The following is a 13,640-nucleotide window of genomic DNA, read 5'->3' on the forward strand; positions in this document are numbered from 1 at the left end:
CCACTTCGCTACTGCCTGCCGCCCGCCCCAACAGCGACAACGTCGCACTTTCCGGTCGCCAACGACACGGGGCTCCCACGTTACCGGACCAGCGCGCGGAATTCATGCAGGCTTGCCGGAAGGACACGGCCGAGCCACCGCTGGTCGTTCGCTACGCGGGCCTGGGTTTCAATCCGATGGAGGTGATCGGGGACAATCCGCTCGCCTATCTGGACAACGTCGGGATGCTGCGCGACATTTTCTCGGCGGTCTTTCCTGACTTGGGCGATGTCCAACTCGGGCGGCTGCGCGAGGCGTTGAAGCAGAGCTATCTGGATCGGGGCTGGTCACCGACGCAGACCGGCGAGGTGCCGGCCTTCCGCACCTTTCTGGACCGCCTGCGTGCCGAGGAGAAACCCGATAAGGGGCTGCTCACCCGATTGAATGAGCTGGACGACTACGGGCTGTTCGACGCCGACAGCGGGGCACCGACCCTGTTGGACCAGGAACGACTGTCTCTGATCGCGATCCACGGTACCCAAAACGAGAACCTGCAACGCGCCTTCGCGACCTTCGTCCTCCACAACCTGTATCAGGGTATGTTTCGCCGCGGTACCCAGGGGCGTATCACCCATGCGGTGATCTTCGACGAGGCGCACCGGGCCGCGCGGCTCAAGCTGATCCCGACCATGGTGAAGGAGTGCCGCAAATACGGCATCGCCTTCGTGATCGCGTCCCAGGAGGCGAAGGACTTCGATTCTTCGTTGTTCACCGCGGTTGCCAATTATCTGGCGCTGCGACTGAATGAGGCCGACGCCAAGCTGATGGCCAAGAGCTTTGCCGGCGCGGATAAGGTCGGGCTCTATACGGACCGCATCAAACAGATGCCAAAATACCAGGCGATGTATTACGGGGAGGGGCTGCGTGCACCGATCCGGGTGGCGTTGGGGGAGTATCGGACGCAGGAAGGGGCGGGAGCGGCGGTTGGGGAGGTATGACTCCGCGGGGCCTTGATCATCGTTTCTGCCCCCTCACTTACGGCGGGTAAGCGGTCCGCGCAGCGGACCCTACAATTCATAGGTTTCTGCTGCCATCGCCAGGTATCCGGTGCCTGCGATAGAGTGAAACCCCTTAATGCGAGTAAATGCCATGGACACAGAACGGAACGCAGACGCGCCAGTGGATCACGACCGTCGGCACGCGCTGCGCCAGGGCGCGGTCGCTGCTGCCGGGCTGTTGGCCGGTAGCGCGGCGGTTGCCCAAGTGCCGGAGTCAGCGCCGCCGCGCGCCTTGAAAATCGTGCTGCATGTGAGTGCCCCGGACGGCTGGCCTCCGGCACTCTCAAACGCGAAGCACCTGGCCGCGCAGTATCCATCGATCCAGGTACGCATCGTCACCGACGGCGGCGGTGTCTACGGGCTGCAGGGCAGCAGCAATCTGACATCGCTGATGGAGGAGGTGGCGCGCCTGGGCGTGAGGGTCGAGGCATGCCGTAATGCACTCGAAGAGAAGAAGATCGCCCCGGATTCGTTGCCAGCGTTCGTCAAGGTCGTACCCGCGGGCGTCGTCGCGCTCGCGCAGGCACAGGCCGATGGCTTCGCCTACATCAAGCCCTGACGCGGCGACGTGCACGCCCGATGCCGCTCGCCAAGACCATGAAGGGCAAGATTCTGGGCTCTACGCTGTTCGCAATGGCGTGCGTCAACGGCACGACGGCCGCAGCGTCCGGAACAGTCGTGTTGGTGGTCCCGCCGGCTGAGACCATCCCCACCGGCCCGTTGGGGGAGAGCATCGTCCGCGGCCGTGACTACCTGATGAGCACGGCGCAACGGCTGCCGGAGTTCGTGGGCAACGGCCTCACCTGCAAGAATTGCCACCTCGGCAATGCTACTGAGGTCGGGACCGTCGCCAACGCGGCACCCTTCATCGGGGTAGTCGGGCGTTTCCCTCAATTCAATGCGCGGGATCAGATGGTGGAGCTGCTGGAGCGGCGGATCAACGACTGCTTTGAACGCAGTATGAACGGCAAGCCGCTTCCGCTCGACCACCCCGCCATGGTGGACATGGTGGCCTATATGACCTGGCTCTCCCAGGGGGTGCCCATTGGGGCTCGGGTGGCAGGCAGCGGAATACCCGAGCTTGAGTTGGCGCGCGCGCCCAATCCCATTGATGGCGGGGTGGTCTACAAGGCCAAGTGCGCCATGTGTCACGGAGCCGATGGCAGTGGAACGAAGTCTGCGGATGGCGATGGCGGTTACGTCTTCCCACCCCTGTGGGGTTTGCAGTCGTTTGCTGGTCGTGCGGGCATGGCGCGCCAGCACACCGCGGCCGGCTTCATCAAGCATAAGATGCCGTTTGGTGCCGGCGACTCTCTCAGCGATGGTGAGGCGTGGGACTTGGCCGCCTATGTCCTCTCTCAGGTGCGGCCCGATTAACCGGCAAGCCGCAGGATCGTCCGGGTGCGATCAAGAGTGATGTGGTCAGCGAAATCGCCCATAGTAGGGTGGATAAGGCCCGCGGCACAGCGCCGCGGGCCGCGTACGGCGCTCAGGCGCGCCGCATCAACCAGCCAAGGTGTCGGCGGCACCGGTGGATGCGCTGCGCTTATCCACCCTACGGCGCGCCGGCCCCGGGGTGGCGGAACCATGATCAAGTCGCATGTGGCGGGCGGCGTTACCGCCCCCCCGCCCCCGAAGGGCTCAGCCTTGAAACGGTGCCGTGAAGCATCGCCTGATCAGCCGTTCAACACCCCTTGCACTGCGTCACCGGCAGCTTGCGCTCAAGCCAGCCGGGGCCGGCCGCGCTGCCGGACATGCCTTCCTTGACGTTGGCGACCTGGGTGAAGCCGCGGGCCTCCAGGGCCTCCTGCATCCTGCTGGAGCGGTTGCCGCTGCGGCAGATGAGCGCGATGGGGGCGGCGCGGTCGCCCTTGACCTGGGCCAGGACCGCGTCGGCGAAGCCGTCCGGACCTTTGGGGTCCATCATGTTGATGGTGGCGGCGCCCTCCGGCACGCCGGTCTCGCGCCACTCGGCGGGGGTGCGCACATCGATCAGGGTGAGTTTGCCGGCCTTGGCCTGGTCGAGGGCCTCCGGGGGGGTAAGAATGGTGCCGGCCGCGGCCAGGCCGGCGGTGATGAGCAGGGCGGCGAGGACCGTCAGGGCTTGGCGGTTGAACATGGGGTATCTCCAGGGGCGGGTGGCGCCCGCCCGGTCGGTTGGTAAGAGCAAAAGAATCAGGTCGCGGGCCGGTCATTCCAACCGCGTCGACCGTACCGGTTCGGTTTGGTCGCCCGCTCGGTATACACTGACAGCCTTAACGACGCCAGCCGACGGGAGCGCCACCACTATGAACGATTCGATCGATTCCATCCTCGTCGGCACCGGTCAAGCGCCGGTGTCGATCGACCTGCGTATGGCCAACCGCCATGGCCTGGTGGCCGGTGCCACCGGTACCGGTAAGACCGTGACCCTGCAACGCCTGGCGGAGCAGTTCAGCCGTGCCGGGGTGCCGGTCTTTCTGGCCGATGTGAAGGGCGACCTGGCCGGGATCAGCCAGGCGGGCGGGGACAACCAGACGGTGGCGCAGCGGGTCGCGCAACTGGGGCTGGAGCAGTCCGAGGGCTTTGCCTATGCCGCCAATCCGGTGATGTTCTGGGACATCCATGGGCAGCAGGGGCATCCGGTGCGCACCACCATCAGCGAGCTGGGTCCGCTGTTGCTGGGTCGGCTACTGGGGCTCAATGAGGTCCAGGAGGGCGTGCTCAACATCGTCTTCCAGCTGGCGGACGAGAGCGGCTGGCTGCTCCTGGATCTGAAGGACCTGCGCTCACTGCTGACCCATGCGGCGGATGCGGCGGAGACGCTTCAGACCCGCTATGGCAATGTCTCCAAGGCCAGCGTGGGGGCCATCCTGCGCCGCCTGCTGGCCTTGGAGCAGCAGGGGGCGCAGACCCTGTTCGGTGAGCCCGCCCTGAACCTGGCCGACCTGATGCAGACCGATGAGAACGGCCACGGCTATATCAATATCCTGGCGGCTGACCGGCTCGTCCAGACGCCGGCCATTTATTCCACCTTTCTGCTCTGGCTGCTCGCCGAGTTGTTTGAGACCCTGCCGGAGGTGGGCGATCTGGACCGGCCCAAGATGGTCTTCTTTTTCGACGAGGCGCACCTGCTCTTCAACGATGCCCCGAAGGTCCTGCTGAATAAGATCGAGCAGGTGGTGCGGCTGATCCGCTCCAAGGGGGTTGGGGTCTATTTCGTCACCCAAAGCCCGCTCGACGTGCCGGAGACGGTGCTGGGTCAGCTCGGCAACCGTGTGCAGCACGCGCTGCGCGCCTTCACGCCCAAGGACCAGCAGGCGGTGCGGGTGGCGGCCCAGACCTTCCGCCCGAACCCGGACCTGGACACCGCGGCGGTGATTACGGCCCTGGGGGTCGGCGAGGCCCTGGTCTCGACGCTCGACGGGCAGGGCGTCCCGGGGATTGTGCAGCGGGTGACCATCGCCCCGCCGGGGAGCCGGCTGGGTCCGGTGACGGCCCCGGAGCGCCAGGCGGTCATCGACGGCTCATTGGTCAAGGGGGTCTATGACGTCGGCATCGACCGGGTGTCCGCCTATGAACAGCTGGCGCAGCGGGCCACCGAGGTGGCCGAGGCCACGCCTGGCGGCGGCGGTTGGCGCGACGTGCTGGGCGGGGTGCTCGGGACCGGTGGCGGCTCGCGCGGGCGTCAAACTCCGCTGGAGGCCTTCGCGACCAGCGCCGCCCGCAGCCTGGGTTCGCAGATCGGCCGCCAACTGGTGCGCGGGGTCATGGGTTCACTGTTCGGCACCAAGACGGGTGGGAAGGGCTGAACCGCCGCACTTTTCCCTGGCGCCGTCTGGGGCGAGGGGCTTTCAACTGTCTGACTATTTCAACATCGATTCGGGAACTACCCCATGGAACACTATTCCTTCACCCATGAGATGGCCGTGCGCGATTACGAGTGCGACATCCAGGGGATCGTCAACAACGGCGTCTACCAGAACTATCTGGAGCATGTCCGCCATCTGTATCTCAAGTCCATCGGCATCGACTTTGCCGAGTACACCCGCGCCGGCATCAACCTGGTGGTGGTGCGGGCTGAACTCGACTACCGGTTCCCGCTGACCAGCGGGGATCGGTTTTGTGTCGGACTGAACTTTGTGCGCGAATCGCGGCTGCGCTTCGCCTTTGTGCAGGGCATCGTGCGGCTGCCGGATGAGAAGCCCGTGCTGGATGCCCGGATCATCGGTACCGCACTCAATGCCCGTGGCCGGCCATACGTGCCGGCCGAGTTTGAGGCAGTGCTGGTCTAGCGGCGGTGGTCGGGTTAATCGGCGTTCAGGAACTCTTTCGCGAACGGTGGCACCGACATCACCACCGTACGGATGAAGTCAGCGATGCGTTCTTTCTGCACGCCGCCCACTAGGTCGAGGTCGAGCTCAATGACCGGGTCGCCGTCTTTGTCGATATAAGCGCGTGAATAGCGCTTGCCCTTGTTCCATTCATTGATCCGCTGCAGTGTTGCCTTGCTGGACTTGAATGCGGCATAGGCCTGTAAGCTTTCATGGTCGTCGGCGATCAGGAGCAGCGTCTTGTAGCCCTCGATCTTCATTGACACGACTGACGGCTTTTCGACCTTGGCAACATAGCCTTCCTCTTTAAGGATCGCGGCCAGTTCGTCCCCGGTCATGCGCGAAATGGCCCGGTCGGCTGCCGCCGCCGCAGCGCTGGCCGAGTCGGCGGCCGGCGCCGCAGCGATGGCCTTGTTGGCCGCCTGCGCCGGCGTCAGGCCAACGAGTAAGAGGGAGCAGATTGCGAGCGTCGATACTGAGTTTCTCATCACCCTATGACCTCTTGGTTCACTGCGGATTGGTTCACTGGGGCTTGCCGGCCTGGTTGCGGAAGAAGCGGAAGAACTCGGATTCGGGCTGTAGCACCATCATGTCACCGCCGGCGCCGAAGGCGCCGCGGTAGGCGTTCAGGCTGCGATAGAAGGCGTAGAAGTCCGGGTCGGCGCTGTAGGCGGCGGCATAGATGTCCGTGGCCTTGGCATCACCCTCACCGCGCGCCAGCTCCGACTCCTTGTAGGCATCGGCTAAGGTGACGGTGCGCTGCCGATCGGCGTCGGCACGGATGCGTTCGCCCGCCTCCTTGCCCTTGGCCCGCAGGTCGCTCGCCACCCGCTCACGCTCGGCGCGCATGCGCATGTAGACCGACTCGCTGACCTCCGGCGGCAGATCGATCTTCTTGATCCGCACGTCGATCACCTCCACACCCAAGGCGTTGGCCTGAAGATCCGCCTTCTTGGTCAGGTCGGCCATCATCTCCACGCGGTCCTCGGAGACGACCTCCTGAATGGTGCGCCGGCCGAACTCTTCGCGCAGGCTGCCGCCGATCCGCTCCGACAGTAGCTTGGAGGTGCGGCTCGCGCTCCCGCTGGTCGAGCGGAAGTACTGGGCTGGATCCGCGACCCGCCACTTCACGTAGGAGTCCACGATCACCGCCTTCTGCTCTACCGTGAGGTAGCGCTGGGGGGACGAGTCGAGCGTCTGAATACGGCGATCAAACAGCTTGATGTCGTTCAGCAGCGGGATCTTGAAGTGAAGGCCGGGCGGGTAGTCGCTGCCGATAATCTCGCCGAGCCGCAGCTTGATGGCCGTCTGCCACTCATTGACGATGAAGGTGGACGACCACACCAGCAGGATGAGGGCGGCCAGGATCGCCGGCAGAAACGTCTTGTACCTATCCATCAACGCGCCCTCCGATCACGTTCGACCGGGCGCGGCACACCTGCACCTACCCGGGGGTCCGGCTCGGCCGCCACCACGGGCGGCGGCGGTGCCGCCGTACTCGCCGCGCCCTGGCGCTGCCGCATCAGTTGATCGAGCGGCAGATACAGTAGGCTGCTGTTGCCGCCCTCTTTGACGTCGAGCATGACCTTGTTGGTGCCGCTGAACACCTGCTCCATGGTGTCCAGGTAGAGACGCTCACGCGTCACCCCGGGTGCCTTCTGGTAGGCCGTGAGTACCGATGTGAAACGCGCCGCTTCACCCTCGGATTCAGCGATCACCTTGTCCCGGTAGGCCTTGGCGTCGGCGGTAATACGGGCCGCTTCACCACGCGCCTGGGGCAGGATCTGATTGGAATAGGCCTCGGCCTGGTTCTCCGAACGCTGCTTGTCCTCGCGCGCCTTGATGGCGTCGTCGAAGGCCTCCTTCACCTGCTCCGGCGGCTTAGCCGGCTGCATGTTGACCGAGGTGACCTTGAGCCCTGTCTTGTAAAGATTCATCAACTCCTGAACCCGCTCCCGGATGGTCGTCTCAATGGCCTCGCGCCCGTCGGTCAGGATGAAGTCCAGCTTGCTGCCGCCGATCGTCTTGCGCACCACGGTCTCGGTGGCGTCCTTGATCGACCGCCCCGGGTTCTGGTCCTGAAACAGATATTGGGCCGGGTCCTGGATCAGCGATTGGACCGTCAGCTCCACGTCGACGATGTTCTCGTCCTTGGTCAGCATGGCCGCCTCGTGGCTGAAGGATGACACCTCATCCACATTCACCTTCTCCACCGTCTCGATGGGATAGGGGATGATCCAGTGTGGGCCGGGGTCGGTGCTGTCCAGATATTTGCCGAAACGCAAGACGACACCACGCTCCGCCGGTCCGACAATGTAAATGCCGGTAGCGAGCCAGATGAGCACCAATACGGCGACGACGATGCCGACGCCGCGCGCACCCAAGCCACCGCCCGCGAGTTTGAACCCTCCGCCGCCCGCGCCGCCGTTGCCGCCGGGTTTGTTCCCACCGAACAGGCCGCCGAGCTTTTCCTGGAGCTTGCGTACGACCTCATCGAGGTCGGGTGGGCCTTGGTCGCCCCCGCTCTTGCCGCTCCAGGGGTCTTTGTTGCCGCCACCTGGCTCATTCCAGGCCATAGGTACTCCGTCTTTCGTCACTTCAGCGTCACTGATGGATGCGTCGATCGACGCGTGCGCCGGACCGAGGCCATGAATAGAGATAACACCGGGCACTGGATCGCCCAGGGTCTGCGGCGGGATCATCGATCTCCCCCGCTCGCCTAAATGCCGACGGGTGCCGGCCGAATCAACCATGCGGCAACCACAATGCCACAAGGCGTTGCCACAACACCGGACAGTAGATTGTAGGCAGGGCGCCGCCGCGGCGCAAATCGCGCCGCGCGAGCGGTGCCCGGTTCGGGTCAGTTGTGATGCTCGGGTCCCGCGGCGGGAGCCTGCGAGGGGTCGCTGCCAAGCGGCCCTTGCCGCCCCGGTTCCTGCGCCAGCAGGCGCTGCAAGTCGGTCGGGCCGATCAGGATTGCAAGCCGCGTCCCCCCCTGATCGTCCGGCTCATCGGTCAGGATGTTCGCATGGGCGTAGACCCAGGCGCGCAGGCGGGCGTCTGCAGGGCCGAGGTGCAAGTGGTGGAGCGTGCGCGCGCCCCCGGTCAGTTCGGCCACGGCCGCCAACAGCAGGTCGATCCCGGCCCCGGAGCGGGCGGACACCCATACCCGCACTGGCTTACCGTCTCCATCCCGCTCCAGGCGCGGGGCCTCGTCCGCCAACAGGTCGAGCTTGTTCCAGACCTCCAGGCGCGGCAGGTCCAGGCTTCCGATCTCCTGCAACACGGTCTCCACGTCCTTGATCAGGCGCGCATGGTGGGGTGCGGAGGCGTCCACTACGTGCAGCAGCAGCGCAGCGTTGCGGGTCTCCTCCAGGGTGGCACGGAAGGCGGCCACCAGCTCATGGGGAAGCGCGCTGACGAAGCCGACGGTGTCGGCCAGCAGCGCCCGGCCACCGTCCGGTAGGGCGAGCCGGCGCAGTGTCGGGTCCAGGGTGGCGAAGAGTTGATCGGCCTCGTACACCCCAGCCTCCGTCAGGCGATTGAACAGGGTGGACTTGCCGGCGTTGGTGTAGCCGACCAGCGAGATCACCGGCAGTTCCGCCTTGTCGCGGGCGCGACGGCCCTGGGCGCGCTGCGTCTGGATCTGATCGAGCCGTTGATTGAGCTGCGCGATCCGTTTGGCCAACAGGCGCCGGTCGGTCTCCAGCTGGGTCTCGCCCGGACCGCGCAGGCCGATGCCGCCCTTCTGGCGCTCCAGGTGGGTCCAGCCGCGCACGAGTCGCGTCGACAGATGGCGCAACTGGGCCAGTTCCACCTGGAGCTTGCCCTCGAACGAGCGCGCCCGCTGGGCGAAGATGTCCAGGATCAGGCCGGTGCGGTCGACCACCCGGCATTCGAGCAGGCGCTCCAGGTTGCGCTCCTGGGCCGGGGAGAGCGGATGGTTGAAGACGGCGAGCTCCGCCCCGGTGGCCGCCACCAGGTCCTTGAGCTCCTGCGCCTTACCGCTCCCGACAAAGAGCCGCGCGTCGGGCACCTTGCGACTGCCCGCGAGGCTGCCGACGATCTCGGCGCCGGCCGAGCGCGCCAGGAGTGCGAATTCCTCCCGCTCGTCGGGTTCGGCGGTGCCGCCCAGGTCCAGATGGACCAGGATCGCCCGTTCGCCTGAATTGGGCCGGTCAATCACCGGTGGGTCTGGTGCGCGAAGGCGCGCCGGGTGTGCTGTGCAGCCGCGTGCGGCAAGCCGGCAGATCCACTGCCAGGGTCGTTTTGGTGATTTGGTCGGCAAGCACTAGGCGTTACCAGGCTCGTCGATTTCTTCGTCACCGGGGGCGGGGAGCCTGACTTGACGCGCCGGTACCACGGTGGAGATCGCGTGCTTGTAGATCATCTGGCTCACGTTGCTCTTGAGCAGCACGACGAATTGGTCGAAGGATTCGATCTGGCCTTGCAGCTTGATGCCGTTGACGAGGAAGATTGAGACCGGGATGCGCTCCTTCCGTAGGGCGTTGAGGAAGGGGTCTTGCAGGCTTTGGCCCTTGGACATGGTTTGGCTCCTTGTTGTAGTGATTAGTTTGTTCGATTTGCCCGGCTTGAATGGTTACCCGTCGCGGTGGGCCAGGGGCACGGCGCGGCGGGCTTCGGTGAGCGTAGTCTGCAGCCGGGACTTGCCGAGCTACGTGTCAACGAATCTTAATATAGGGTGTTAGTGTCGCGCAGCCAAGCCGATAAAGCCATGATGAATTTTTGTGTTCGCCGTGGGCGCGGTCTGCTAAGGACCAGGGATGCGCCGCCAACCGGGGGCCACCGCCGTCGCCCGCGGGCGCTCGCGAGCGGTGCGCCCCGCCCGGTCGCCGGGGGCTGCACGCGGCGGCGGATTGGTGGATACTGTGTTTATCAACAGTCATCCGACCGGCCCGTCCCATGGTTACCCCGGCCTACGCCGAACTCCTCTGCCGCTCCAACTTCTCCTTCCTCCAGGGCGCCTCGCACCCGGAGGCACTGGTGCGGCGTGCCCATGCCTTGGGCTATGCCGCGCTGGCGCTGACCGATCGCTGCTCGCTGGCGGGGGTGGTGCGCGCCCACACGCAGGCGCGCGCCCTGGGGCTCAAGCTGATCATCGGGGCCGAACTGCAGGTGGAGTCCGGCCCCCGCCTGGCGGTCCTGGCGATTGACCGGGCGGGTTATGGCAATCTCTCGCACCTGATCACGGTGGCGCGGCGGCGTGCGCCCAAGGGCCAGGACCGGCTGCTGCCGGCGGACCTGGCCGATGGTCTGCCGGGCTGCCTCATCATCTGGCTGCCGGACCCCCAGGCCGACGCGGCACAGCAACGCGAGGAGGGGGCATGGCTGAGCGGTCTGTGTCCGGACCGGCTGTGGATCGGCGTCGTGCAGCAGCGCCGCGGCGCCGACCTGGCCTGGCTCACGCACCTGCGTGGGCTGGGTGCGGACCTGGGGCTGCGGCTCACCGCCTGCGGCGAGGTGGCGATGCACACCCCGGGTCGGCGGCCACTCCTGGATGTCCTGACCGCCATTCGCCTCGGGGTGCGGGTGGATCAGGTGGGCCCCGCCCTGGCCCAGAATCGGGAGAATCATCTGCGCACCCGCACAGAGCTCGCCCGTTTCTACCCGCCCGATGTGCTGGCGCAGACCCTGGTGCTGGCGGATGCCTGCCACTTTTCGCTCGCCGAACTGCGCTATGAATATCCGGACGAACTGGTCCCGCCGGGTCAATCCCCCGCGGCCTATTTGCGGCGGCTGACCGAGGCGGGGGTCCTCGCCCGCTGGCCGGACGGTTGTCCGCTCCGGGTGCGCGAACAGATCGAGCACGAACTGGCCCTGATCGCCGAGCTGGCCTATGAGCCCTATTTTCTCACCGTACACGACATCGTCCGTTTCGCCCGCGCCCACGGCATCCTCTGCCAAGGCCGCGGCTCCGCGGCCAACTCGGCGGTCTGCTATTGCCTCGGGATCACCGAGGTCGACCCGGCGCGGATGCAGATGCTGTTCGAACGCTTCATCTCCCGGGAGCGAGGGGAGCCGCCGGATATCGACGTGGACTTCGAGCACCAGCGCCGGGAGGAGGTGATCCAATACATCTTCGCCAAGTACGGGCGCGAGCGGGCCGCCCTGGCCGCCGCGGTGATCACCTATCGACCCAAGGGTGCGGTGCGCGATGTCGGCAAGGCGCTGGGGATGGACGCGGATCAGGTGGACCGGCTGGCGCGCAATCTCAACTGGTGGGACGGATCGGTGGTGGCCCCGCAGCGGTTGCGCGAGGTCGGGCTCGATCCCGATAACCCGCAGGTCGGCAAGACCATGCGGCTCGTGCAGGCGATCCTGGGTTGTCCGCGGCACCTGTCCCAGCACGTCGGTGGTTTCGTGATCTCCCGCGGGGAGCTGTCGCGCCTGGTGCCGGTGGAGAACGCGGCCATGCCGGGTCGCACCGTGATCCAGTGGGACAAGGACGACCTGGATGCACTGGGGCTGCTCAAGGTGGACTGCCTGGCGCTGGGGATGCTCTCCGCCATCCGCCGCGCACTGGACCTCATCAACGGCTGGCGCGGCAGCCGCCTCAGCGTCGCGGACATCCCGGCGGAGGACCCGGATGTTTACCTTATGATCCAGCGCGCCGAGACCACCGGGGTCTTTCAGATCGAGTCGCGCGCCCAAATGGCGATGCTGCCGCGTCTGCGGCCCGCCTGCTTCTATGACCTGGTGATCGAGGTGGCCATCGTGCGCCCCGGTCCCATCCAGGGCGACATGGTCCATCCCTATCTGCGCCGCCGACAGGGGTTGGAGCCGGTGAGCTATCCCTCGGCGGCGCTCCAAGAGGTCCTGGGGCGCACCCTTGGGGTGCCGATCTTCCAGGAACAGGTGATCCGGGTGGCGACGGTGGCGGCGGGGTTCTCGCCGGGCGAGGCGGACCAGGTGCGCCGCTCCATGGCCGCCTGGCGTCGGCGCGGCGGCTTGGAGGCCCTGCGCGAGCGGCTGCTGGGCGGGATGTTGGAGCGGGGCTACACGCGCGAGTTCGCGCAGCAGATCTATCAGCAGATCCTGGGCTTTGGTGAATACGGCTTCCCCGAGTCACATGCCGCGAGCTTTGCGCTCCTGGTCTATGTCTCCGCCTGGCTCAAGCACCACGAGCCGGCCGCCTTCTTTGCGGCCATCTTGAACAGCCAACCCATGGGGTTTTATGCCCCGTCGCAACTGATCCGGGAGGCCCGGCGCCAAGGCGTGGAGGTACGCCCCGTGGACGTGACTGCGAGTGGGTGGGATTGCACCCTAGAGGAGCCGGGGCATCCTGCCCCGGCGCAGCCGGCCCTGCGGCTGGGCCTGCGTCTGGTGAAGGGCCTGTCACAGGCGGGTGCCGGGCGGCTGGTCGCAGCGCGGGCGGCGGCGCCCTGGTCGGCCCTGAATGACCTGATCGTGCGCGCCGGTCTGGAGCGGGCCGACCTCAAGGCCCTGGCCCATGCGGATGCCCTGGCGCCCCTGGCGGGTCATCGGCACCGCGCGGCCTGGTCGGTCTCGGGATTGGTCGGTCTGCGCCATCCGCTGCGGCCGGTCCAGGATGAACTGGCGCTCCCACCGCCGCCCGACGCTGCCGATCCGCCCCGGCTGCCGGTGCCCACCGAGGGGGCGGAGATCGTCGCCGACTATGCCGCCCTGGGGCTCAGTCTGCGCCGTCACCCGCTGGCCCTGCTGCGCCCGCGCCTCAACGCGTGGCGCCTGCTGACCGCACAGGAGGTGGGTGAGGTGCCGCCGGGGGCGCGCATCGCGACCGCGGGCCTGGTGATCAATCGCCAGCGCCCCGGCACCGCCGGCGACGTCACCTTCGTCACCCTGGAGGATGAGACTGGCCAGATCAATCTGGTGGTCTGGAAACAGCTCGCCGAACGTCAGCGCGCGGTGCTCTTGGGGTCACGGTTGCTGGGCGTCGATGGTGAGGTCCAGCGCGAGGCGGGGGTGACCCATCTGATCGCCCGGCGCCTGCTGGACTACTCGGCCCTGCTGGGTGGGCTCGTCACCCACTCGCGGGACTTCTGCTGAGCCCGGTGGGAGCGGCTTTAGCCGCGACGGGTTCAAAGCGCTGCACGCTCAGGATCGATGCGTGGCCTCAGACGGTGAAAGTATTTCCGTAGGATGGGTAGAGCGCAGCGAAACCCATCGTCGACGCTTCGGTAACGGCCATGGCGCCCGCGCCACCCCGAACGATGAAAGTGGCGGGCGCCTTGGCCGTTCCCCCTCCCCGGCCCTCCCCCACAAGGGGGGAGGGAGAAGTGGAGCGCGC

Annotated in this window: 12 protein-coding genes; 6 read left to right on the forward strand and 6 right to left on the reverse strand. The window is 66.5% G+C overall.

What is annotated here, in order from left to right; genetic code table 11:
- The 3 genes from QZY44_RS13240 to QZY44_RS13250 all read left to right on the forward strand — a co-directional run.
- The coding region (locus QZY44_RS13240) for a hypothetical protein (protein WP_295446943.1) at positions 1–977 on the forward strand (977 nt) is incomplete at its 5' end.
- Positions 978–1,128: 151 nt separating this feature from the next.
- Complete coding sequence (locus QZY44_RS13245; protein ID WP_295446945.1) at positions 1,129–1,596, forward strand: DsrE family protein; 468 nt, start codon at positions 1,129–1,131, stop codon at positions 1,594–1,596.
- 20 nt (positions 1,597–1,616) lie between these two features.
- Positions 1,617–2,414: a c-type cytochrome gene (locus QZY44_RS13250; protein ID WP_295446947.1), complete on the forward strand. Its 798-nt coding sequence runs from the start codon at positions 1,617–1,619 to the stop codon at positions 2,412–2,414.
- A 307-nt stretch (positions 2,415–2,721) separates the two neighbouring features.
- On the opposite strand, the gene QZY44_RS13255 is transcribed toward QZY44_RS13250, so the two are convergent.
- A complete protein-coding gene (locus tag QZY44_RS13255) occupies positions 2,722–3,156 on the reverse strand; it encodes a rhodanese-like domain-containing protein (protein WP_295446949.1) in 435 nt (144 codons plus the stop codon).
- Between the two features lie 169 nt (positions 3,157–3,325).
- Between QZY44_RS13255 and QZY44_RS13260 the strand changes: the two genes are divergently transcribed.
- Positions 3,326–4,828: a helicase HerA-like domain-containing protein gene (locus QZY44_RS13260; RefSeq protein WP_295446951.1), complete on the forward strand. Its 1,503-nt coding sequence runs from the start codon at positions 3,326–3,328 to the stop codon at positions 4,826–4,828.
- An 84-nt stretch (positions 4,829–4,912) separates the two neighbouring features.
- On the forward strand, positions 4,913–5,311 hold the full coding sequence (locus QZY44_RS13265; RefSeq protein WP_295446953.1) for an acyl-CoA thioesterase: 399 nt from the start codon (positions 4,913–4,915) through the stop codon (positions 5,309–5,311).
- 14 nt (positions 5,312–5,325) lie between these two features.
- Here QZY44_RS13265 and QZY44_RS13270 read toward each other — a convergent pair whose 3' ends face one another.
- From QZY44_RS13270 to hfq, 5 genes are all read right to left on the reverse strand, one after another.
- Positions 5,326–5,838, reverse strand: coding sequence for a YbjN domain-containing protein (locus QZY44_RS13270; protein ID WP_295446955.1), 513 nt, complete (start codon positions 5,836–5,838; stop codon positions 5,326–5,328).
- Between the two features lie 34 nt (positions 5,839–5,872).
- Positions 5,873–6,748, reverse strand: a complete 876-nt coding sequence (gene hflC / locus QZY44_RS13275) for a protease modulator HflC (RefSeq protein WP_295446957.1) — start codon at positions 6,746–6,748, stop codon at positions 5,873–5,875.
- Positions 6,748–7,926 carry an FtsH protease activity modulator HflK gene (gene hflK / locus QZY44_RS13280; protein ID WP_295446959.1) on the reverse strand — a complete coding sequence of 393 codons (1,179 nt, stop codon included), beginning with the start codon at positions 7,924–7,926 and terminating at the stop codon, positions 6,748–6,750. Before hflK ends, hflC begins: the two co-directional genes overlap by 1 nt.
- A 284-nt stretch (positions 7,927–8,210) precedes the next feature.
- A complete protein-coding gene (gene hflX, locus QZY44_RS13285; RefSeq protein WP_295446961.1) occupies positions 8,211–9,536 on the reverse strand; it encodes a ribosome rescue GTPase HflX in 1,326 nt (441 codons plus the stop codon).
- Between the two features lie 105 nt (positions 9,537–9,641).
- Positions 9,642–9,896, reverse strand: a complete 255-nt coding sequence (gene hfq, locus QZY44_RS13290; RefSeq protein ID WP_295446964.1) for an RNA chaperone Hfq — start codon at positions 9,894–9,896, stop codon at positions 9,642–9,644.
- A gap of 377 nt (positions 9,897–10,273) precedes the next feature.
- Here hfq and QZY44_RS13295 point away from each other — a divergent pair, with 377 nt between their 5' ends.
- A complete protein-coding gene (locus QZY44_RS13295; RefSeq protein WP_295446966.1) occupies positions 10,274–13,399 on the forward strand; it encodes an error-prone DNA polymerase in 3,126 nt (1,041 codons plus the stop codon).
- Positions 13,400–13,640: the final 241 nt, after the last annotated feature.

Source organism: uncultured Thiodictyon sp. (genome assembly GCA_903837595.1).
GTDB lineage: Bacteria > Pseudomonadota > Gammaproteobacteria > Chromatiales > Chromatiaceae > Thiodictyon.